10 protein-coding genes and 1 pseudogene are annotated in these 22,663 nt (G+C 42.4%); 5 read left to right on the top strand and 6 right to left on the bottom strand.

Annotated features, from left to right (window positions below):
• Window positions 1–22 precede the first annotated feature (22 nt).
• Together rtxA and Phpb_RS10575 are read right to left on the bottom strand one after the other, a co-directional pair.
• Window positions 23–10,591: an MARTX multifunctional-autoprocessing repeats-in-toxin holotoxin RtxA gene (gene rtxA, locus Phpb_RS10580; protein ID WP_065390298.1), complete on the bottom strand. Its 10,569-nt coding sequence runs from the start codon at window positions 10,589–10,591 to the stop codon at window positions 23–25.
• Window positions 10,592–11,508: 917 nt separating this feature from the next.
• Entirely contained in the window at window positions 11,509–12,144 is a 636-nt protein-coding gene (locus Phpb_RS10575; protein WP_065390297.1) for a hypothetical protein, read from the bottom strand.
• A gap of 826 nt (window positions 12,145–12,970) precedes the next feature.
• On the opposite strand from Phpb_RS10575, the gene Phpb_RS10570 reads away from it, so the two are divergent.
• The 5 genes from Phpb_RS10570 to Phpb_RS10550 all read left to right on the top strand — a co-directional run bounded on the left by Phpb_RS10570 (window position 12,971) and on the right by Phpb_RS10550 (window position 18,202).
• The gene (locus Phpb_RS10570) at window positions 12,971–13,660 is read left to right on the top strand and encodes a helix-turn-helix transcriptional regulator (RefSeq protein ID WP_065390296.1); all 690 of its coding nucleotides are present in this window, start codon (window positions 12,971–12,973) and stop codon (window positions 13,658–13,660) included.
• A 41-nt stretch (window positions 13,661–13,701) separates the two neighbouring features.
• A complete protein-coding gene (locus tag Phpb_RS10565; RefSeq protein WP_065390295.1) occupies window positions 13,702–14,388 on the top strand; it encodes a helix-turn-helix transcriptional regulator in 687 nt (228 codons plus the stop codon).
• A gap of 449 nt (window positions 14,389–14,837) precedes the next feature.
• Window positions 14,838–15,506 (top strand): helix-turn-helix transcriptional regulator, encoded by a 669-nt coding sequence (locus tag Phpb_RS10560; RefSeq protein ID WP_065390294.1) that lies wholly within the window; start codon window positions 14,838–14,840, stop codon window positions 15,504–15,506.
• Window positions 15,507–16,047: 541 nt separating this feature from the next.
• Complete coding sequence (locus tag Phpb_RS10555; RefSeq protein ID WP_065390293.1) at window positions 16,048–17,325, top strand: hypothetical protein; 1,278 nt, start codon at window positions 16,048–16,050, stop codon at window positions 17,323–17,325.
• A gap of 4 nt (window positions 17,326–17,329) precedes the next feature.
• Window positions 17,330–18,202 (top strand): hypothetical protein, encoded by an 873-nt coding sequence (locus Phpb_RS10550; protein WP_065390374.1) that lies wholly within the window; start codon window positions 17,330–17,332, stop codon window positions 18,200–18,202.
• A 90-nt stretch (window positions 18,203–18,292) separates the two neighbouring features.
• On the opposite strand, the gene tssE is transcribed toward Phpb_RS10550, so the two are convergent.
• From tssE to Phpb_RS10530, 4 genes and pseudogenes are all read right to left on the bottom strand, one after another.
• The gene (gene tssE / locus Phpb_RS10545) at window positions 18,293–18,721 is read right to left on the bottom strand and encodes a type VI secretion system baseplate subunit TssE (protein ID WP_036812416.1); all 429 of its coding nucleotides are present in this window, start codon (window positions 18,719–18,721) and stop codon (window positions 18,293–18,295) included.
• An 85-nt stretch (window positions 18,722–18,806) separates the two neighbouring features.
• A pseudogene (gene tssG / locus Phpb_RS10540) lies at window positions 18,807–19,571 on the bottom strand (type VI secretion system baseplate subunit TssG); the annotation flags it as partial.
• The gene (tssF, locus tag Phpb_RS10535; RefSeq protein WP_065390292.1) at window positions 19,535–21,295 is read right to left on the bottom strand and encodes a type VI secretion system baseplate subunit TssF; all 1,761 of its coding nucleotides are present in this window, start codon (window positions 21,293–21,295) and stop codon (window positions 19,535–19,537) included. The pseudogene tssG and the gene tssF, both read right to left, overlap by 37 nt.
• Window positions 21,296–21,620: 325 nt before the next feature.
• Window positions 21,621–22,604 (bottom strand): T6SS immunity protein Tli4 family protein, encoded by a 984-nt coding sequence (locus Phpb_RS10530; protein WP_065390291.1) that lies wholly within the window; start codon window positions 22,602–22,604, stop codon window positions 21,621–21,623.
• Window positions 22,605–22,663: the final 59 nt, after the last annotated feature.

Genomic DNA, 22,663 nt, shown 5'->3' with positions numbered 1-22,663 from the left:
GAAAGAGCTAATAAAGAGTTAATTAAGCAAATTTCCCTTTACCAATCGTCACATCACTCCACGCCGTTGCAATAGCCGTTTTCTCCTGATTGCCCAGACCCGCAATAAAACCATTATCACCCACAGTCGGGGCAAAACTACTCATGGCCTGAATCAAAGAATCCACCGCATTATCTGACAGTGCGGTAAATTCACGCTCCCCTGACGCGTTCTTATCACTCATCCGAGTCACCAATTTGGCGCGATTGCCATTAAAGTAATCATTAAAGGTGACTGAACCCACCGATTCAAATCTCCCCTGAGCGGTATTGTCCTGAGTATGGCGATTCACTGACAGCACCAGATCATATCCGCTACGCTGGAACCACAGATTTTGCCAGTCAACACCGTTAAACAGGATCATATCTTCTGCGTTAATATCGCTCACTCGGTTATCAATCACCTCTGCGCCGACCACAAAGCTATCCACACCCGCACCGCCCCGGAAATGGTTCTGATACCCGCCTAACACCAGCAGATCCTGACCTTCACCGCCATCAAACTGGCTGAACTTCGAAATCGCCGCGGCTATCAAGTGATCATCACCTTCGCCACCGTTGATCACCGCATGGTAGCCCATCAGCTTAATCGCATCATTGCCGGAATAACCATCGACCCGGTTGTGATTACCAAATACTCTGGCAAAATCGTCGCCTCCACCCAGTTCGGCCTGATTATTATTGCCGATGATTACCGCATAATCCTGACCTTCCCCACTATCCACCCGGTTATAGTTGCCGGAGGTGACAACGTAATCCTGTCCGTTACCGGCATCAATAAAACCGCCTTCACCAAAGACAAATATCTGGTCATTGCCTTCCCCCATAAATAGATGGTTAATACGCCCGGCCACTACCGCGGTATCATCCCCCTTACCGCCAAACATCCAGTTTTCACGTCCCATCAGGATGCCAAGATCATTGCCTTCACCGCCGGTAAAGATATTGGAGGTCCCTAGCGAGTAATAAACATCATCACCGCGACCACCCCAGAAGTTGTTGTTATCTCCCAAATAAGCGCTGAGATCTTTACCGTCGCCTCCCCAGTTGAAGTTATAGTTCCCCAACGATACATGGATATCGCCATCACCGTGCAAATGGCCGCTGTCACGCAGGAAATCAAACGTTTTTTCTTCCATATTAAGCAGATCGGTCGTCAGGTTTTCTTTCAGGTTAACCACTAACGATTTCATCTCTCGCTGCTTCTCTTCGCTGAACATCGTGGCAAACAGATTAGGTAAGTTAAGCGAATTAAAACCAAATGCAGGCTTGGATTTATTATTGGTCTGAGCATTTTCTCCATTGATACTCACCGCAGATCCTGATCCCTGACGCTCATCGGGCGCTTTCTCTTTCAGACCATGACTCTCCGCAAATGACCTGACGCCATCCTCGCCCATATCAATGCCCGCCTCCAGGCTATCAAGTAATTTTTCTGGATTGGTGAAAGCTTGCAGTTGATCACCACTAAACTCCCCAATCACTTCCAGCATCTCTTGCAGAATCGCCTCACCATCAATCGATTCGCCGGTGCGGGAAATAATTTTCCCCTCCGCGGTGTAGTTCACGCCCAAAATATCCGCTAAGGTGGTATCCGCATTTACACTCGCTAATCGACCAATCAGTTTATTCTTAAGCTGACGCGGCAAGTCCTTTGGATTATAGGTAAAGGTGGTCTTCGCCATGCCCGTTGCCGAATATTGCTGCGTCATCAGGCCAAACAACGAACCCAAGTTAGTATCCAGAATCGACTGGATATGGTCGCCAAACATCAGATTCCAGTTACCGGTTGTCACCTGAATATCGGCGCCACGCCCGCCTACAGCAAAGTTGAAGGCCAGCTTCTGATTGACCTGACGGAATTGCGCTATACGACTTATTTTGCCCATACCAGTGCCATTGCCATGTTCGCCTAGCCACTGATTAAACTTCTTGTTCAATGTCAATTCAGCGTCATGCTTCAAACCACGGCTGCTACGCTCATGTTGCGAATCCAGATCAGTCAATGTGTTGTAGTCCACGCTGCTGGTTTGGTCTAAACCGGACATATCCTCCACAAACCTCTTCGCACCGGCGATGGTCCACTGCTGATCTTGCGCCGCCAACCAATCTTGATCCGCACTGAAACCGGCAACCCCTTGTAATACATGAGCAATACGCGCGGCACCATCAAACGGATTAACCAACGGCGGCGTTGGAATGGATTTATCCATCATCACAATCAGATCATTACTGCGGCCTTGGTTAAAGCTGACATTACGATTACCGATAAACATTTGCGCCCCTTCAAGCGCTTGATAGCCTGCAATATCGAAGCTGTGTTTACTGTCGCCATTACCGATATGCGCCATCACATTGTTATCACCGAAGGCCAGTGATTTAAAACCACCGCTACCCACTTTAATACCGACGTTCGAGGTTCCCCAGTTGAAGGAGGTAAACTCGCCATCTCCCACATTCACCTGGATATTACCGGAGTAACTGAGCTGATTATTCGATTGATCGTCAGGAGCAACCTGAATCGTATTTTCACGTCTCTTTGGTTGAACTAACACTTCATTGTGACCGGTAATCGCACCTTTAATAACGGTATCCGCTTCAGTATGTCCTACCTTGGAGAGGTTGATATCACTTTCAGCAATACCACGACGAACCTGTTCAGTATGTGTGCTCAGCTCATTTTGGCCATTCCAACTTAATACGACTTTGTTATCAGACAGATTATTAACCCATTGGTTATGTTGATCACGGGTAAATTTGCGTCCACCAGCGTCAACAGCCACTTCACTACTGCGAGCGGAAACATCACTGCGAATGCCTTGTTTATCCAACACGGTGATAAAACGACGAGCAAAACCATCCCGCTGGTCATCACTTATCAGAGAGCAACCCACAATACTGATGTGATCAGGTTTACGAGTTAGGCTTTTACCCAGATTAAACTCCTGATAAAACCGCGTTAATCTGGTGGCCAGTTCATCAGCCGCGTAACCACTCAGGCGAATGTTATTTTGCTCCGACGCATCACGACCATGACCGACAATCTGCCAACGTAACTTCCCCGATAATCGGACAAGATCGCCATAAACCACACGATATTTGCCCCTGGAGTCAAGTTGAATCACTACGCTAGAATCTGAGTGTTTACCCGCCAGATTAGCCGCGGCTTTCGCGACCACCGGATCATCCTCCATTTGGATAATAATCTGACCATCAAAGCGAGTTTCACGGCCATCAGCCTGTGGCGTCACCTTCTCTACTTGCCAGTCACCGAGTGGTCTGCTCATTTTCTTATCCTGATGAGGATCGTCGATGATAGTCGGTTCTGGCCGCTTATTTTTACCCGATAGCCCGTCTAACTCTTCCACCGCTGGACGACTTTGTGGCTTCACTCTGACATGTTTCTGATAGAATTCCCCAGTTTCCTGGAAAGCATTATCCAGCGCCTGACTTACCCACACTTTGCCTTCTTCACCGGCAATATCCACCAGATCCCGATAATTGGCGGTGTAGCTATTCAATATCTGTTTACGCTCGTCACCCACCGCCTGTAGCGCCTGATAAACCGCCAGACTTTCATTGACAGAATGGCCTCCATCAAATACCAGAAATGACAGCGTGTTGAGATAACCCTGCCCAGCGGAAAAGTCAGATTGCTCTCTGGCAATGTAGTTATTAAGGTGAACCATGATATTGGTCGAGCCAGAAGCTCCCGTCACCACAGAATGGCCTTGGGCTAACGCATTACGCTCAAATTTCGTCTCCCATCCAGGAACTAGAATCCGATCCGCCGCTACCTTCCGACCAAACAGGAAATCATCATGCTTGCCATTCGCAGGCTGATAAGGCAACGCCGTGCCATAATCGTTGGTCAGCTTGCCCGTAACTTCTACTCTGTATCTCACATCCGCCCCGGCAGTCAGTTCATAACTGGTCGAACGGGCTTTAGTGATAACATCTTCATAGAAACGATCCCCTTCAAGCTTCCATGCCGTCCGATCCATCCCCATCCCAGAAGTAATCGCCATTTTTACCGACAGAAACGGCACTTTGATCACATCAAAACCATTATTCACCGTGGTCATCATAGCCTTGAAATGGACAAAAGTTGGCTCGTCTAGGAATGTCGTTACCTCAGGGACCCGGCTAAACCAAGGGCGAAAATCCTGATTGATGGCTCTGGCAAAAAGGCGCATCTTAGCCGCAATATGCTTGTCACGTACAACCTGATCCGGGTAATAACCGCTTATCCACCGCTCAAATTCCCGCACCAAGAAATTGCCTGTTCGCTGTGCGGCATCTCTGGCCTCCGGCGATGCGGTTTTCACCAGTTCATAGGCCAATTCAGAATCAAAATGGCGGCCAAACAGGTTATCAATATACTGCCCGGTCGCCTTCTCTTTTCGGGCGTCAGTCAGTAATTGTTGAGCCAGAAAATGCAGTTCAGGATGTGCCTGCAACTGGGTAACCGCATCCTCAAATAGCTTAATGGTTTCCTGTCGGGTTACTTGTCCGCTCAGCCAAAGGTTTTTGGCCCGTTCAGCTAACGGCATACCTTCGGGAATAGCTTCTTGTCGCAATCGGCTAACGAAAACGATGAGGCTCTCACTTTCAGTTTTAGGCGCTTCCCGCTCCGCCGCAGAGTTAATCTGAGTCAATGGCTTGATTTGTAAATCAGTAAGACGATTAATTTCGCTTTGCGTGATATCGCCTTTCAAACCCACTACACGCCCGAACCCGTCAAACGAGACCTGTTGGTCAAACTGTGCAATATGGGCAGGCGCCAGGCTAATCCCTAAAATCCCGACGGGTTCGGCTCTTTTTGCTTGAAGGTAAGCAACCCGCTCCCCCATCTCAAAACGCAGGCTTTTAACTAATCGGCCACGCCTGGCAAATTCATTGGGATCATGCTGTTGCCAATGAGCAAGCGCTTGCTCAAGCTGCAATACATGCCGCTCATCAGGTTGTTCAACCGTATTGTTGAAAGCCTCTCGTACTGCCGCCAGCGCCTTACTGGGCCGATCGGTATTTATCTGACCAAGATATCTTTTCGTCGAATCAATAAACCGCTTGTCACCCTGACTCAGCAAGAAAGGATAAAACTCCCTCAGAATGGAAGCATGGGATTTAAGGCTATCGCCACCAGCCGTTTGCCCTAGCCCTTGCAAATTGATACCCGAAATTACAGCTGTTTTTGTGGTTAACTTTCTCGGTTGATGTGAGGTAGGTTCCACAACCCTATCGGATGACGTTCCGGTAAGCAGCGAAATGACCGAAGCACCGACATTTTCTACACGAACACCCTTGTCAATCTGTAGTCGATTAACCGCCTGTCGCGCACCACTCAATGCCGCCAAATCTGTGGCTGTTAGTGTTAGATCTTCACTGTTCCAACCATTAGCTTCCGTTTTGGATTCAGGGTTGATATGACTTTTCGGTTTCACTACCTCGATTGCTGTATAAGCTGTTCCAGACAAGCCACTGCCGGGCGCCCCGTTACGATCGGGTTTTACACCACCAGCCTGTTTCGCCCCTTTCGCATCAGCCTGTATCTGAGCGGCTTTATTTTTCGCTACCGCGCTATCATATTCACCGCGTTGTTTCGCTTCTTCATATACGGCATAAGCATCGCTTTCCGCTTTTGCCGCTCGCAGACGTTGTGAATCCGCTTCTTTCTGTCTTGATCTCGCTTCTGTACGCGCATCCTCAATATTGTCGTCTGTGTTCTTTATATTCTGATAACTTTGCTCTAAACCTGCTTCTGATTTGCCAATTGCCTTTTTTACTTGTTGTTGGTTATCAATAAGGCACGGCTGTAAATCAGCTAATTTTTTCTGTGAAATAAATTTGGTGTCATCTAATTTTTCCTGAGTACGGTTCAAATATCCCGTAGCAAACCGCTTACGCCACTCATCACCCGATTGACCAGAGTAATTCCCATAGTCATTAAGCGCATTCAAACGTTGAGTCATAGAAAGCAACTCTTTCGTTACCGCTCTGGATTCTCCACTCATTTCATCACGCTGTACTTGCCCATTGGTATTTAACGCATTTTGATTTGTTGATTCCAATTGGAAGTGTGATTTTGAAATTATTTTAAGTTGGTCATCCCGTTCTTGTTCCAGAATGCGATGATTCTCTTCCGCTTTTTCTTTATCACTTAACGCATTTTGCTCAGCGCTGTCCTGTTTTGCATATTTAACAACAGCGTCAGCTTGCGATGACGATTCACTCTGAGTCGAATCAACCTCGTCTCCAATACACAAGGCATTCTGGATGGCCTCAGTATCAGGCGTCTCCACCTGAGTTACCGAGCCGCTTAATTTATCACGCAGATCCGAACCCACTTCATCAATGGCATTCATCTGAAAACCATCAATGGCAGAAACTTCGGTTAAATTAATTGCTCCTCGGCCTCTATTCGTACCAGAACTATTCGCTTCATTACCGTGAAGCAGATAGTTAATCGCCTGACTACCTTCCACACCTAACACAGTTTGTCTAATCGTTTTAAACAGAAAGGAAAGGTTATGACTTTGCGTATTGCTTTCCGCAATAGAAAGAGTGTAAAAATCGCCGTTACCAACCTTAATCGCCACATTATTACGTGCGTAAGAGGCGTTAATTCCCAAACCATCACCAACATGAATATTGGCATTGCCCTTACCTTTCATGATCGCAACATTGAGACCCTGCCCAACTTTAGTGTTAACGTTATATTCACCCCACGCTGTGTTAACGGAAACACCATCCCCCACTTTGGTATTGATATTAAAATCGCCGTACGTCGCGATAACACTTAAACCATCCCCCACCGTGGTCGTAATATTCGCTCTGCCTTTTGCGGCGGTCACCTGCATACCATCACCCACTTTGGTGACAATATTTCCTTTACTCCACAAGGCATTCAAACTGTCACCGTTACCTACCTGAGTCACAATATTAGCATCAGCTTTGGCGAGTACGACATTGCGCCCATCACCGACCTTGGTAATCACATTAGCTTTGCCCCAAGCGCCGGTATAATCATCACCTTGCCCCACATGGGCGATGATATTGGCATCCCCTTGAACAACCGTGACTTCCTGCTTATTACCCACTTTGGTAATGATGTTCGCTTTGCCTTTGGCAAAGTTATAACGGTCGCCATCACCAACCTGAGTCAGGATATTAGCCTCCCCCCAAACAGCATTAACGCCGGTACCGTTCCCCACTTTGGTAATGATATTCGCTTTACCTTTGGCGAAACCCACCGTCGTGCCATCACCGACATGGGTCATAATGTTACCCACATCGGAAATAAGTAAACCGACGGTTATCCCGTCACCCACCTTCGTTAGAATATTGCCCTTACCGAATAGCACGCCAGCAGTGGTTGATGATCCCTTATGAGTGATGACGTTAGCCTCCGCAGCCGCAACCACTCCCATAAAATCATCGCCCACTTTGGTGACAATATTCGCCTCTCCTAACGCTAAAACACCGGTTAAGCCATTACCGGAATGAGTCATGATATTGGCTTGACCAAACATCGCCGCCAATGTTGTACCATCACCTATTTTGGTCATCACATTCAGCTCACCGGCAAACAAGCCAATGCTGGTGCCACTACCTAGATGCGAATAGATATTGGCTTCACCAACCATCAAACCAAACGTCAAATCATTGCCCGCTTTTGTCAGGATATTGCCCTGCCCGATCATCGCCGCAAAAGTTGAGCCATTGCCAATATGGGTCATCACATTGGCCTCACCGATCATTGCCGCCAGCGTCATACCGTTACCCACTTTGGTGGCGATATTGCCTTTAGCCAACATCAAGGCAACACTCATTTCATCACCAATGTGAGTAAACACATTACCGGCCGCTATCATCAATGCCAGCGCCTTACCATCCCCCACTTTGGTAAAAACATTTCCCAAGCCTCCCATCAATCCCCATGCGTCACCGCTGCCAGCATGGGTAAAGATATTGCCCGCGCCAATCATGGCTGCAATCGCATTTCCGTCCCCTACTTTGGTAAAGATATTGCCTGCGGCTCCCATGACTCCCAGAGTCTGACCACCGCCGATATGAGTCAGCACATTACCTACGCCGAGCATGATACCTGTGGCATCACCGTTTCCGACTTTGGTCAAAATATTAGCGCCGCCTAACATCACACCCGTCGTACTCCCATTGCCAATGTGCGTAAACACATTGGCGCCGCCGCCCATCAGCGCAATAGCACTACCTCTGCCCTTTTTCGTCAAAATATTGGCGCCGCCTAACGCAACCGCCGTGGTAGCTGATATTTCATCATCGTGGAGATGGGTGATAATATTCACACCACCAAGCATACCGGCGACCAAATCACCGGCACCAAGCTTAGTCAGCACATTGGCGCCCCCCACCAGTACCGAGGAAACCTTCCCCTCACCTGTTTGAGTCATCACATTAAAACCGCCGGCGCCTAACCAATTTGCGCTGCCATTACCTATTTGGCTATGAGTGTTGTACCCCCCAAACATGATAACCCGGCTATCGCCATTCCCCTGATGGATCGAAATATTACCTATCGCCAGGAGATGAGCCAGATACCGCCCATCACCGATTCGGACCAATACGTTTGCCGCACCGCCAGCGTAAACGTCCATTTCTCCATGTTGGCTTTGATGCACCAGCACATTTGCCAAGCCTGCGCCACGAAACGTCAGATTACCCTCTTCACCCCTTTTCACGATGACATTAGCGGCACCAGTACCTTCAAAATTGACATTGCCACGTGTGACACTAGAAGTAATGACATTGCCGCCCCCCATACCCTTGAAATTAATATCACCGGAGCTATCACCCATATCCGTGGATGATTTCACCAATTCCTGATGACTATACTCTTCGGTATGTGCTAAATGCTCAGAAACACGACATACTGAATTCACTTTGTATTGCAGATGGGTTAGGGAATATCCGCCCACATCCATTGAGCGATAACCATTTTTAGGGGAAAAATCTTCAACGGCCAGATTGCCGGTATGATCACCTTCTTTATACCAAGCACTGGCATAATATTGCAGCGCACCGGTTTCAGGATTATTCACCAATTCAACCATCACCACTTTGGTATATGACTCAACATACTTGGCATAAATATAAGTGTTCGGTTGGCGGTTCGATTTCACCGCTGAAACATCCAATACCAAACCACCAGAATGGATTGCATGCCCATGCATCTTGGCATCAATCAACGTGACATCTCCTGCTCTGGCATTGGTTCCACCGGCATAAGTCACCCACTGGTTTTCCTGTAAATCTTCTTCAACAGTATGCTGAATAGTAACGGGTTGATGATGTTCAAAGATGAGATTAAAGAGACGGTAACCACCATTGGAACATATATCGAAAAATCCATTACTTGAAGAGATATTCTCCGCGGCAAGATTATTGAGATGATTGCCCTCTTTGTACCAAGAAGTGGCGTAATAACCGAGCTTACCGGTTTCAGGATCATTTTGAAGTTGAACCTTAACCAACTTAGTATACATTTCATCGGCCAGCGCAAAGAGATAAGTATTAGGCTCGGCAATTGATTTAATCCCAATCACCTGTTGGTGTTGGGATTGTTGGAGCCACTTTCCCCCTATTGTCGCTGTCGTTAACACAATCTCTTCGGCTTTAGCATATTCCAAAGCGCCATCACGAGAGCCGTTATCTGCGCCGATTCTTGATATTTCATTGTAAGCACCGGCGCCATCGAAACTAATATCACCATGTGCGACATCAGAATAAATCCGGTTATAACCCCCTGCCCCTTCAAATTCGATATTACCGTGGGTCCGACCATATTGATCTTGGCTTTGGCGCAAACGCTCAATACGATTTGACGCCCCGGCGCCATGCAAAATAATATTGCCTTCTCTACCTTTACGTATAATGTGATTATCCACCCCGGCACCTGTGAAATTAATATTGCCGTTTTCAACCCGTGAACTAATACTATTTGCGGCTCCCCCGCCTTCAAATTTCACATCGCCGTGACTTTTCTCATAGTGATCATACCAAGTACGATCAATTTTATTACCAGCGCCGGCGCCAAAGAAACTTAAATTGCCCTGATTGGTTTCATGCCATAATTCGTTATAACCACCGACACCTTCAAAAATCACCTCACCGGATTGCCCTTTACGACTCAGGCCATTATAAGCAGCCGCCCCAGAGAAATTGAGATTACCGTGGCTTCCCCGGTGATCGATAGCAACCCCTCCCGCCACGCCAGCAAATGAAATATCACCATTGCCACTTTTATCAATACCTGAATAACCGGCAGCGCCATGTACTGACAGATTACCTTCCTTATCCACTATTTTTAAATATCCGGCGCCGCCATTAACAACCTTATTACCAGAATCAGCATAGACCGTCGCCCCAATTGATCCGAGGGTAATACGATCATCGCCTCCTTTGGCATAAATAACCCCTCCTACGCCGATGGCAACAATATTATTACCATCATCATCATCGTAGTATTTTCCAGTAAAGAAATATTCTGTACTACGGTTTGATGATTTTCCCATAAATAATCCCTTAATTTAAGTTGAGGTTAAATAGAAAACCACTGCATCTGACAGATACAGCAACGGTTTTGAGAATCGAGTTTTCCGTGGACAGTGCAAATCCACTGCTCTTACCACGGTAAGAAATATAATGACAGCCATCAATGATGGCATTATTTGGCCTAATTAGGCAGATTACCCTAACTCTATTAAGTTATTATTTCATCGGCTATTTATTTTCTGAACAATGAAATAATGAAAAAAACGCCTTTGTTATAACTGATATCAAAGATGATTGTTCGAATTTTTTAAACATATTTCGCCCTTAACAAGAAATTTATTCACAAAGATTGTAAAATATATAGTGAAATAAAAAACCTAAGCTCAGAGACATAATGAGCTTATATATACAAATACTGTCAAACGAATGAGTAGAATAAAATAATATAGAGCCAAAACTCAAAATCAATATTAACACACAAAAAAGTCTGTTTACCCCCCACATATTGCCCTATATCCCCACACTGATGTTAACAATACAAATAAGACAGTAAAAAATAAGATTAAATTACAGATTAACCTGTTGTTTTTATTAAAATCATTAAAAGATTTTCATAAATCAAATTACTAAGGTTAAATTATTAACATTGTTGCATCAGAAATGTAGGTAAATTTAACTTATTTCTTTGCAACAAAATATCTATAGTAAAAAATAACCGCTCACTTCCATTATTCTGATATAAATAAATGCGAACAATAAATACAATATTACTAACTATAATGAGTTAAATTAATAGCGAAACTCGACTTCAAACACTGTTCTGGAAATTTATAGACTTTACAATGAGGGATAGCGCGTTGGGTGAGGATTGATATATCGCAAGTTAATTATCATGGAATCATTCAGATCGATTATGAAAAAAACCCACAAAGTGGGTCTATTGGATGGGTAATTCACTTTTCGAAATAATTGCCAATCTATTCTGATGATGTTCAGGATCTCCCCATAACCAAGATTCTTGGCGACTAACATCATTCTGGGTCAAAATCTTACGCAACTCACAGGTAATCATATCATAAGCATAAACATGCATATTATACGCCAGCGCGTCATACATACGGGCCTGCCAAAAAGAAATACCGTCATGAGTCTGGTTCATATCTGACACAATCACATTGTAATGCTCAAGCAAGTAACCAAAGAACACCTTGCCAGCTAAATCATGTAGAACAGCACGGTGTTGAGGCGTTCTGATACGCCAAACAAGAATTTGTGTTACTGGACGACAAGTCACTACCACATCTGGCTGTATAACCATTCGATTATAATAGGCGACCTCTTTAGACACATCGTTAACCAACGCCAATTCGAAGTGGGATTGACTGATACGATTACCAAATCGACCATCAATACGAACCATGCGATAACCTGGCGAAAGTAACAATCCTTTTATCTGGTCAGTAATATCAATCCCGTTCATTAACGCAGTATAAAGGGTATGATTATCTGAGCTTCCATTCAGATAAGCAAAAACCTCATTAGCCTTTTCAGGATTTACCAATTTTATTGACATATAGCCTCCTCCTATCCCCCCGCTAATCATCTAAAAAGGACGATATAGTTATCAAATCCATAACTGTGCCTTCGGTCTAAGGTAACGATATGATCTTTTCACTTCCCATCAAACTTGCGTGTTATACATGTGAAGTAACGGATCGCATTAAGAAAATTTTAAATTCAAATAGAAAAAACCAAATTTATGTTAGCATCATTCATTAAGTATTTACTACTTAATCCCAATAAGTGTAACTACTGCCAGCTACCCTTTAAAAGGGGAGTTAGCACAAACAATATGAAAAACTAAGAATATATACTTAACACAACAGACGTAATTTATTGAGTTCAATCTTTAGGTCACATCAAAAATGTGTTCAAAAACTATTGTTTTTTCCACGTTACTGTTCAGATTTTTTCTTTATTACAAAGAAGAGTAAATAAAATAATTTAAAAAAACAGCCCTTAAGCATTAGGACAAATAATTATTTATCAATTGACAACAGCCAGGATGCTGATAATTCTGGGCATAATCTGCACTTATTGACTATTAATGATGGATACTTTCCAGCTAAAAATGACCGATATCAGGCACCGCAGCGAGCACAGCAACAGTCTCCAATCACTCTTTCAATAAACACAAAAATAATCCACATCTAAAATAGTATATATGGTTATATTCATTGTTATTTAAAGTTTCATTATAAAATAGTAAAAATTCAATTAATAAACATACGCTTTTTGACGAGAAAAGCATTATATCCTATTATATAGCAGTCCGCTTAAGGCATAATCGAAAACGCAACTACTCAGATAACAATTTAAGTCGAAATTTAGGAGTTACTATGTCAAATATAAGAAACAAATCCACTCTTATTACGCCACAATTAACCATGATGTGGGATAAAAGCAATGAACCTTGGGGCGCCAGAGATCACCAATCAAGATTTATTTACGCTAACCCCGCTTTCTATCAACTGCTCAACCTTCCTGAAAATTTCGATATTATAGGGCTTTCTATGGGTGAATTACCTTCACCTGTTGCTGAATATGCGGAAGAATTCCACCGTCAGGATCAAAAAGCCATCCAAACCATGCAGCGCGTCACCTCATTGGAAACGCATCAATTTGGAGAAAATAACATTAAACAAAGCTATATTTGTGATAAATTTCCCCTTTTTGATGAGAATAATGATTGCATTGGGATCTTCTTTCATATGTATAAGGCTCAAGATTTTTCTGTTTCTTACTATTATGAAAGAATATCGCCAACAAACCTGGAGTTTACGCCGCCGAATAATATTCTGACACAAACCGAGTGGGAAGTCCTTTTTCTAACTTTACGTTCACAAGATGAAGAGAGCATCAGTAAAGAATTAATGATGAGCACAGAAGATGTCGTTAACCATATTCAGTCAATTTATCATAAATTTGATTTATCACCTCATGTAGAATTAGCAGATTTCTGTAAGGAAAATAACTATCATCTCTATATTCCTGAAAGATTTCTAACTATTGGTAGCAGGGAGTTATAAACTTAGATTACTAACCATTAATTATACGATAGGATTTCATTATGAACCAAATCAACAAATTAAATCTTTCACCTCAAGTCATTAACACTATGCAGCAAAGTAATGATCCCTGGGGGATCAAAGATAAAGATTCGTGCTGGATTTTTGGTAACCAAGCATGTAAATCTCTTCAAAATTTTCAAAACTCATTTGATTACGAGGGGCGATATGACTATGAACTCCCTTGGGACGGAGCTGAATTTGCAAAAGAATTTGTTGTTCACGATAAAACTGTAATAGAGAAACAAACAAGAGTATGCTCGCTTGAAACACATATATATGGAAAAGATACATTTCTATCATCTTATTTTAGTGAAAAATATCCACTCTATAATGATGATAACAAATGTGTCGGTACCATTTTCCATTGCTGGAAAGCTCAGGATTTCTCATTTACCCGTCTATTTCATGGAAAACTACCAGCATCTATCCTATTCTCTCCACCAACCGACATATTTACGCAACGGGAATGGGATGTTATTTTTCTTCTGTTACAAAAATATACCAGTAAGCAGATGGGTAGGATGCTAGATATTTCCTATCGTACGGTTGAAACCCATCTCTCGCGAATATATAAAAGAATTGGTGTTCACTCTAGTCGTCAATTGGAAGATTATTGCCGCACAAATGATTATGATCTTTACGTACCAGAAAGATTTGTGCATCCAGAAAGTAGAATATTTCCTTAACCCCTAAATAACAACCGGGTTTTTATGAAGAAGAACTATGAAATATTACCTCAAATTATTAACACAATGGCAATAAGTCATACACCGTGGGGCGTAAAAAATAGTTCTTCCTATTTTATTTACGGTAATTCAGCAATAAAAGAATTTACTCATAATATTGAGGAATTATTTGATTGCAGAACACCTTATAATCATAAACCTCCTTAGAATTATTCTGAATTTGTAAGATAATCAATTAACTAACAAATGTACTTTTGAGCTAACAGATTGCTGGATATTACTCTATAACCTGTTGTTTTAAATATAATAAACGATAATCCAGCCTGCCATAACATATAAAACTAGAAAATTATTATGAAAAAATTTAATTTTATTGCTATACCCCAGAAAGCACCAGGAAATCCAAAAGTAGAATGTTTATTTAAGCTGAAAACTATTAAGGAGTTTTTATGAAGAACTGTACGATATCACCTCAAATCATCAATACAATGGAAATCAGCAATGAACCGTGGGGAATAAAAGATAGTTCTTCAAATTTTATTTATGGAAACTCAGCAACCAAGAAATATATTCATAATTTTAAAGCATCATTTGATTATGAAGGGCTTCATGATCATGAACTCCCTTGGGACGGCGCTGAATTTGCTAAGGAATTTATTATTCAAGATAAAAAAGTCATGGCAACAGAGCAAAGAATATGTTCAATTGAGACACATATATTCGGACAAAACCAAATTTTGTCATCTTATTTCTGTGAAAAATCACCTTTTTATCATGAAAATGGAAATTGTATTGGCGTCATGTACCACTGTTGGGAAGCCAAAGACTATTCACTGTCCTGTTTGCATCAATATTATAAAGAACTACCAGCATCGATTATACTCCAAGCACCAAGCGATATTTTTACGCCGCGTGAATGGGATATCATTTTCTTCTTTTTACAGAAATACACCAGGAAACAGATTGGGCAGAAATTAAATATTTCTCACCATACCGTTGAAACTTATATGGCTCGGATATATGGCAAGATAGGTATTCATTCTAGTCAACAACTGGAGGAATACTGTTTAGCGAATAATCTTCATCATTATGTACCAGAAAAATTCCTATTGTCATAGCAATTTTATTATTAAACCACTCTGCTGCTGACAATAAAATTCAATCTGGACGTACCAGAAGAAATAACGGTAGCCTTGATCTATTAATAAGGCTACCGTTGAAACAATATTATTAATTTCATTATGGTAAAACGAATTAAAACAATCCCCTTATCTTTATTTTTATATTTAAGACTTTATTTACTTGGATATTGTAAAGATAACATCAGGAATATTGTTATTGTAAACGATAAAATATCGAATCCTCATAGGCAGAAAATGTCCTACCACAAACCCAGTGATAATATTCATTGTAATCATTAAAAAATTTATCTTATCGAAAAATTTATTATTAAAATTCAATCTGATATGAAAACTGTATTTAATTTATGTTACAATTTTACAACTTTATTAACAATAGAACTTTTACTCGCTATTGTTGTTCAAATCGTTGTTATTACCTTATTTCTAGATGAATATGGGGAAACAAAATAATCGAATAAAAAACAGTCTTAATAAAAGATGTTTTCGAGTACAATAGTCCTTTCTACACCAACACGAAATGACAAAAAGATTTATGCTCAAAAAAACAGCTCGCTCAGGAACCTTTACCGATAACATGAAACTCCCTGTTCACCGGTGGTTTCGCTATTCCGCTGGTTTTTCGGCTGAGTGGGTGAATTCTGAGATTTTAAAATTTCAAGACGAAACGGGTAAAAAAGCGATAATTCTTGAACCTTTTGCTGGTTCAGGTACAACCAACATTGCAGCCGATTTTTTTAATGTTAGCTCTTTCGGATTTGAGGGACATCCCTTTGTAGCAAGGATCGCAAGAGCTAAACAGCTTTGGTATTTAGATACGAATGACCTAAATGACGCAGGAGAAGAGCTTATCGCATGCGCATCGTCTTTAACGACCATGCCCGATCCTATTCGCTACAACAAAAGTAACCTTTTGGGGAAATGTTACTCTCTTGATTCATTTAACAAACTTGAACGATTAAAAATCGCATATGAGAAATTATCTAATGCTGAACCGATCTGGGAATTGATCAGGCTAAACATAACATCAATATTGAGAGCATGTAGCCATGTAGGCACAGCTCAATGGCAATATGTATTACCTAATAAATCCAAATCTAAAGTACTAGATCCCTTCGAAGCCTTCATTGGGAAACTTGAAATGATGAGAGCCGATATGCTTCATGCAGTTTCGTCAGGTTGGCAGAACAGCTCATATATTGAACATAAAGATGTGAGACAACCATTTAAAACAAAAAAGTGCAACTTACTAATTTCATCACCGCCATACCCTAATAACTATGATTATGCGGATGCAACAAGACTAGAGATGATGTTTTGGGGAGAGATAAATGGCTGGGGAGATCTCAAAAATGTTGTCAGACCTTCACTAATGAGATCATGTTCTCAACACTCATCTTCAGATAAAATCGACTTAGACGAAGTTCTCAGCAACCCACTTCTCTATCCAATAAAAGATGAAATATCTGATGTAACCAAAAAATTAGACATAATAAGACACAGTAAAGGTGGTAAAAAATCCTACCATACCATGATTGCAGCTTATTTTTTGGACATAGCCAAAATATGGGTAAATATTCGTAAAAATATGGAGAAAGATTCAAAAGCCTGCTTTGTTATTGGTGACTCCGCACCATATGGTATACATGTTCCTGCTGAAAAATGGCTTGGGGAACTTGCTGTTTCTGCCGGTTTTTCCTCTTTCAGCTTTGAAAAGCTAAGAGATAGGAATGTTAAATGGAAGAATAGAACACATACAGTACCTTTACATGAAGGTCGTTTATGGGTTAAAGGATAAGAATATGGCTATATCTCCATCTCACAAACTTGGACAACTTATTGGGAGCATACTTGAAAATTTATTCGTTCCTTTATTACAAGATATAGCAAATAAGGCAAGCTTATATCTTGACGTTGTTGGACAACCAAGAAAAGCACGAAAAGGAAAAAAAATAACTTGGGAAGATATTTATGGAAACACTCATGACTTAGATTTCGTGTTTGAGTATTCTGGCTCAGCAACAACATTAGGAAGACCCGTCGCTTTCATTGAATCAGCATGGCGTCGATACACCAAACATTCAAAGAATAAAGCTCAAGAAATTCAAGGTGCTGTACTTCCTATTGTAAATAAATATCAACTTGAATGTCCTTTCAAAGGCGCAATACTCGCCGGAGAATTTACAGAACCTTCCTTGAAGCAACTTGAGAGTTGTGGTTTTCAGGTTCTGTATATTCATTATAAAGATATTGTTTCAGCATTCGCTTTAGCCGGGATTGATATGGCTTTTGATGAAGATACCTCAGAAATAATTCTTGCTGAAAAAGTTGCTCTTATTGAACGACTTAAACAAGATCAACTTGAAATAGTTAAGTCTAGTATTTTTAACTCAAATAAGGAAGACATTGAAAGATTTACAAAAGCATTGGAATGGAAAATACAAAAAACACTCAAATATGTAGTTATAACCCCTTTGTATGGGCATGACTTTAAATTTCAAACTTTAAAGGAAGCTAAAGACTTTATTGTTACATACAACAGCACGCTCATTCCTAATCACCTAATATTCAATACATTTTTAATCCATGTTAAGTACATGAATGGTGACAGTGTTGATGCTGAATTATCTAGTACTCAATCAGCTTTAGATTTTCTAGAGCGAATTCTCTCTTAAACTACCAAAGGCTTGCACAACAATGGCAAGCCTTCACTTTGTATTACAAATGATCATTTACGACACGAGTAACAAAACACACACAAATACCTAATCCATATACCCCTGCTGGCGTAAATGGCGGATCAACACATTCCCTTCCGGCACAAATTCAGTGCTGAAACGCACCAATCCCACACCTTTGAGTTCGGCGTTGATGTCATAACGCAGATGTCCCGGCGCAAGCTCCGGCAATAACGTCACATTGACTTGCTCCAAACGCGGTTCATAAGTCAACAACGTGTGCTCAATCGTCGAGATCAAGCGCTGTGACGACGCGGGCAACCCTCGCAGAATGGTGTTGAGATCAGGCAGACCATAATCGGGCAGATGGGTAAGCGAACCGGCACGACTATTGAGAATACGTTGCATATTGTCTAATACCGACAAAATCACCTGATCTTCTTCACTCACCTGATGCAACTCCAGACCACAGTTAAAATTACCGAAAAGGCTTTCATATAGAGAAGGTTTTTTCATTTATTCGCTCCTTTTCAGGCAACAAGGTCAAAGCTTTGTTATCTGGCAACTGATAAACCCGAACCAATGCCGGAACGGACAGATGTAGCGCCAGCAATAACTGGCTATTGATATCAATGCCCATTCTGCCTAGCACGGTACGCTGCGACAGGGAAATTCGGTGAGTGTCTGAAAGACTCGCCGGTTGCATCAGATCGATCTGCCGCGGGCAAGAGGGCGTCGCCACGATCCGGGTCTGCGGCGCCAATAATGCCACCAGCGCTGATACACCTTCAGCGGTTCGAGTTGGCAGGCGCATAACACTGAGCAACGCCAGAAAACGAGACATCGGCGTGGCAATCTGTTGCTGACTACCCGGTATCCCTAAGCCAATCAGCCCGAGCAAACATTGGGATGTTCTGTCGGTTCCGCCGGTAGCAAAAGTCGCCGGATAGGAGTATTTACGCCAGATACGGTAAAACTGGGTGAATACCCGGTGGTTAAAAATATCCAGAAAGGCTTCGATTGTTTCATTCCCTTCCCTTTGCTGAGCGATATCGTTCAGGTAAGCGGTCGGCAACAAAGAATCCACCCCATACAATCCCATAAATGTTGTTCTGGCTGTTGGCGGACGTTCCGGATGTTCACTGTCAGTTTCTATCGCTTTCAGTTCACTGGCGGGAAATCCCAAACCTGGATGAGGCCGCAAACGTATCGCATCATCAGCCGGATTTTCCGTACTACCCAACGGCGGCTGATCAGGAACCGCACGTTCAATGATCTGACAGAATTGGTAGAAATCGAGTGTTGAAATGTCAGCTTCCAGCATCGCCATCAGCCGGGAATGTTTTGACAATGTTGTTCTTCCCATAACAGTCGCTCCCCCGTAGGTTGTAAAATCAGCGTAAGTCGGTTAAACAGATGAATATCGGTGTACAAAGCAAAGAAGCGGTTGAGCATTTCGCCAAACAAACAGATATCCCCGTTGCCTGCAAAGCCGTTGCTATCCAGTGTCACTTCAATGTGTACGCCCCGCCGCAAACATCCCTGCTCAAATCGCTCAATCAGCGAATGCTTCACCGCGACAATCGCCTCCAGACGGCGATAGTTCATCTCATTGTCGGTCCAGTCATACAGAGCCAACGTCCCGCGCAGCACCTCCGGGTTATCCATCATGCTAAGAAAATTAGAACCAAGATGGCTGAGCACTCTCCAGTGGAAACGGTCCCGATTTGGCGGATAGCAGGGCAATGTCGGTTCACACAGGTTACGTACCGTAAATTCCGCCAACGGAGGATTAACGGCGGTATCCAACAACGTATCCTGCAATGCCCTGCGAGGCAGTTGACCATTGGTGCCGGTCAGCGTGAGTGACAGAAGTTCTTCTTCATACAGTTCATTATCATCAAAGTCCGCTCCCCCCAGAATAATCCAAGTGTCACACAGACCTGATGGCCCCCGTTTCACGCGGGTATGGTAATAGCACTCCGGTGCGTCATGGCGCAACATGCCGCCTTTATGACGGAAACTACTGAACGGCACATACCGGTGGCCCTCGCGTTTTGAAGAGGAGACCTGATCGACGGAATAAACCTCGGTATGCCCATCCTGAAAGCGTACCGGATACAGCAAATACTCGGTTTGCAATGGTTCCAGTTGAAGCGGATCGGATTCCAATCGAAACAGGTTAATCACCGGCGAACAGTGCAAACGAATATGTTCCGCAGAAAATGGCAAATCACCGGGCCAACTTTCACGCAGAACCACATCCAGCTCAAACCACGGCGTGCTTTCGGGAAGAGTCAACTTTTCCAGCCCACAGAGCGTAACAAACATAAACTTCTCACGAAAAGTGAAATACTCCAGCAGCAGTTGATAACCACTGAACGAACTTTCCCCTTTCGGCCATAACCTCTCCTCTTCGCCAAATCCCATTGGTGAGAATCCGCCGTCAAATGGCTGACGATCAGGTTGACCGGGTAAACGCAGGTAAAGTTGTTGGGTTTGCAGCGTCAACGCTCGATGCAATGCACAGGCCAGCGGGCTGTCGGCACTGAGATACAGCGGTAAACGGCTCAAATCAATTTGGCGCCAGTCCACCAATGTTCCACAGCCAAAACGCAATCGAATAACGGAACGTCCATTGGGTTCCTCTTGCAGGGAAGCATCGGTCAGTGCCAGAGGCAACAACTGAACCGCCTGAGTCGTGGTATAACGACACCGAGTCTTGCTTGGGCCAATCGGCTGCGAAAGGATCTCAAAGCCTTTTTTCACCTGTACCGGATTTTTCAACTGTGCCCAATCCATCCCAAATTCAACAATGGAAAGAGAGGGGATCGTGCGTAGGTAATGCGGCCACAGTAAACTGACCAGCCCTTCCGTCAACTCCGGCAGGTCATCATCCAGCTTCTCACGCAGACGCCCGATCATAAAAGCAAAGCCTTCAAACAGACGCTCCACAAAAGGATCGCGCATACCGATTTTATCCAGATTAAGCGCAGCCGCCCGGTCAGGATGAGCCTTAGCAAACTCTCTACCCGCCTCACGCAAATAGCGCATTTCCGCCTCATAATAGCGCAGGGTTAAATCATCCATAGGATGCTCCTCCAAAAGAGTTATTAAAAAAATACCGTTTCCCGTTCAGAATAAATAAAAAGAAGAGAAATAAAATATTAGAGAAAAATAGCCGTAGTCTGATATCACCTAAAAACAATGCCAGACATAACGACATTCTCTATTTTATTGCCAGCGCAATCACGCAATAAGACATTAATACTCAAAGGCAATATTTTATATCAAAATACCTTGTCATTGATTTTGAAATTATTACCTCAACTAAAATAGTTATATAAATAGTCACATAAATCAATAAACAACACATTAGTGAATTATTTAAAACACTATCTCTCTCACTTTATTACTATTCGAAAGCATCCGATCTTTTACGAAAGGTGTTCGTTATTGCATCCCAAAACATGATCAATTCATCTTCGGTATATGGCGTTGCAGGTAACTGATAATTCATTAACATAATAACAACACAGACTTTTTTATCATCCAACATCATATCATTTGCAATAAAATCAAATTGATAACGCGGATTATTGTCAAAAGATTGCAGACCTACCGCTAACAACTCCTCGCCATGTATCCCATTTATCTCTCTTTCTCCTTCTCTTATTATCCTGCCATAGTTAACGAACCAATCCCTTTCAATTTCACCCATATGTTCAAGTAAAATCCCTTCCCCTTTAAGGTCATTAATGATTTCAAGACTGAATGTGAAATTATCATCCTGATTTCCTTGATAGACAAACTTTATACTTTCTTTTTCATTATTATAATCGGCAATAAAACCGTCAGGGATACAGATTCCTGCCTCTGTCGGAATATCGCTATCCTTTCTGCCACTGATTCTGGCAATTAGCCTTTGCATTTTTTCCAAAGTTTGAGAAAGCATTTTATATTGGCTTTCGGTCAATCCAGACTTTATATAACGGTCCATTGAATAACTGTATTTATCATCTGATATCTCTGTAAACTTCATTTCTATAATAAAAGCGACCCCATTATCATATAAATGGGCTTCTAATACTCGGGTAAAACCTGGCTCACTGATACTGTTATTTCTATCAAAAATCACACCATATAAGTTTCCCTGGAGATGATAAATCTTCTTTAAAAAGGGCAGATCTTTTAAATCGGCCGTTTTAGTCGTCCTTAATTTTTGCTCTCTTATCTCTATCCGCTGTTCAAATGCGGATAAATGCATACGCTTGGTTTCTATTTTCGCATCACCAATAAATATCTCATTATTGATGATGTTTTCAAAGACTAAGGGAATATCAATCAGATAACGCCCGACACAACGAGTCTGCATATTGGCTAATATTTCAGTTTTCATTTAATTTTCCTTTTCAGGTTTAAACGAGATAATAAAAGGCAGGGAAATATCACTGCCAC

This window comes from Photorhabdus namnaonensis, from assembly GCF_001684335.1.
Classification (GTDB): Bacteria; Pseudomonadota; Gammaproteobacteria; order Enterobacterales; family Enterobacteriaceae; genus Photorhabdus; species Photorhabdus namnaonensis.
Note: the sequence above shows the minus strand (reverse complement) of the source record. Positions and strands in the feature narration are given on the sequence as shown.

Coding starts and splice junctions, on each gene's coding strand:
- rtxA (WP_065390298.1), bottom strand. CDS start 10,591: ATGGGAAAATCATCAAACCGTAGTACAGAATATTTCTTTACTGGAAAA.
- Phpb_RS10575 (WP_065390297.1), bottom strand. CDS start 12,144: ATGTCAATAAAATTGGTAAATCCTGAAAAGGCTAATGAGGTTTTTGCT.
- Phpb_RS10570 (WP_065390296.1), top strand. CDS start 12,971: ATGTCAAATATAAGAAACAAATCCACTCTTATTACGCCACAATTAACC.
- Phpb_RS10565 (WP_065390295.1), top strand. CDS start 13,702: ATGAACCAAATCAACAAATTAAATCTTTCACCTCAAGTCATTAACACT.
- Phpb_RS10560 (WP_065390294.1), top strand. CDS start 14,838: ATGAAGAACTGTACGATATCACCTCAAATCATCAATACAATGGAAATC.
- Phpb_RS10555 (WP_065390293.1), top strand. CDS start 16,048: ATGACAAAAAGATTTATGCTCAAAAAAACAGCTCGCTCAGGAACCTTT.
- Phpb_RS10550 (WP_065390374.1), top strand. CDS start 17,330: ATGGCTATATCTCCATCTCACAAACTTGGACAACTTATTGGGAGCATA.
- tssE (WP_036812416.1), bottom strand. CDS start 18,721: ATGAAAAAACCTTCTCTATATGAAAGCCTTTTCGGTAATTTTAACTGT.
- tssF (WP_065390292.1), bottom strand. CDS start 21,295: ATGGATGATTTAACCCTGCGCTATTATGAGGCGGAAATGCGCTATTTG.
- Phpb_RS10530 (WP_065390291.1), bottom strand. CDS start 22,604: ATGAAAACTGAAATATTAGCCAATATGCAGACTCGTTGTGTCGGGCGT.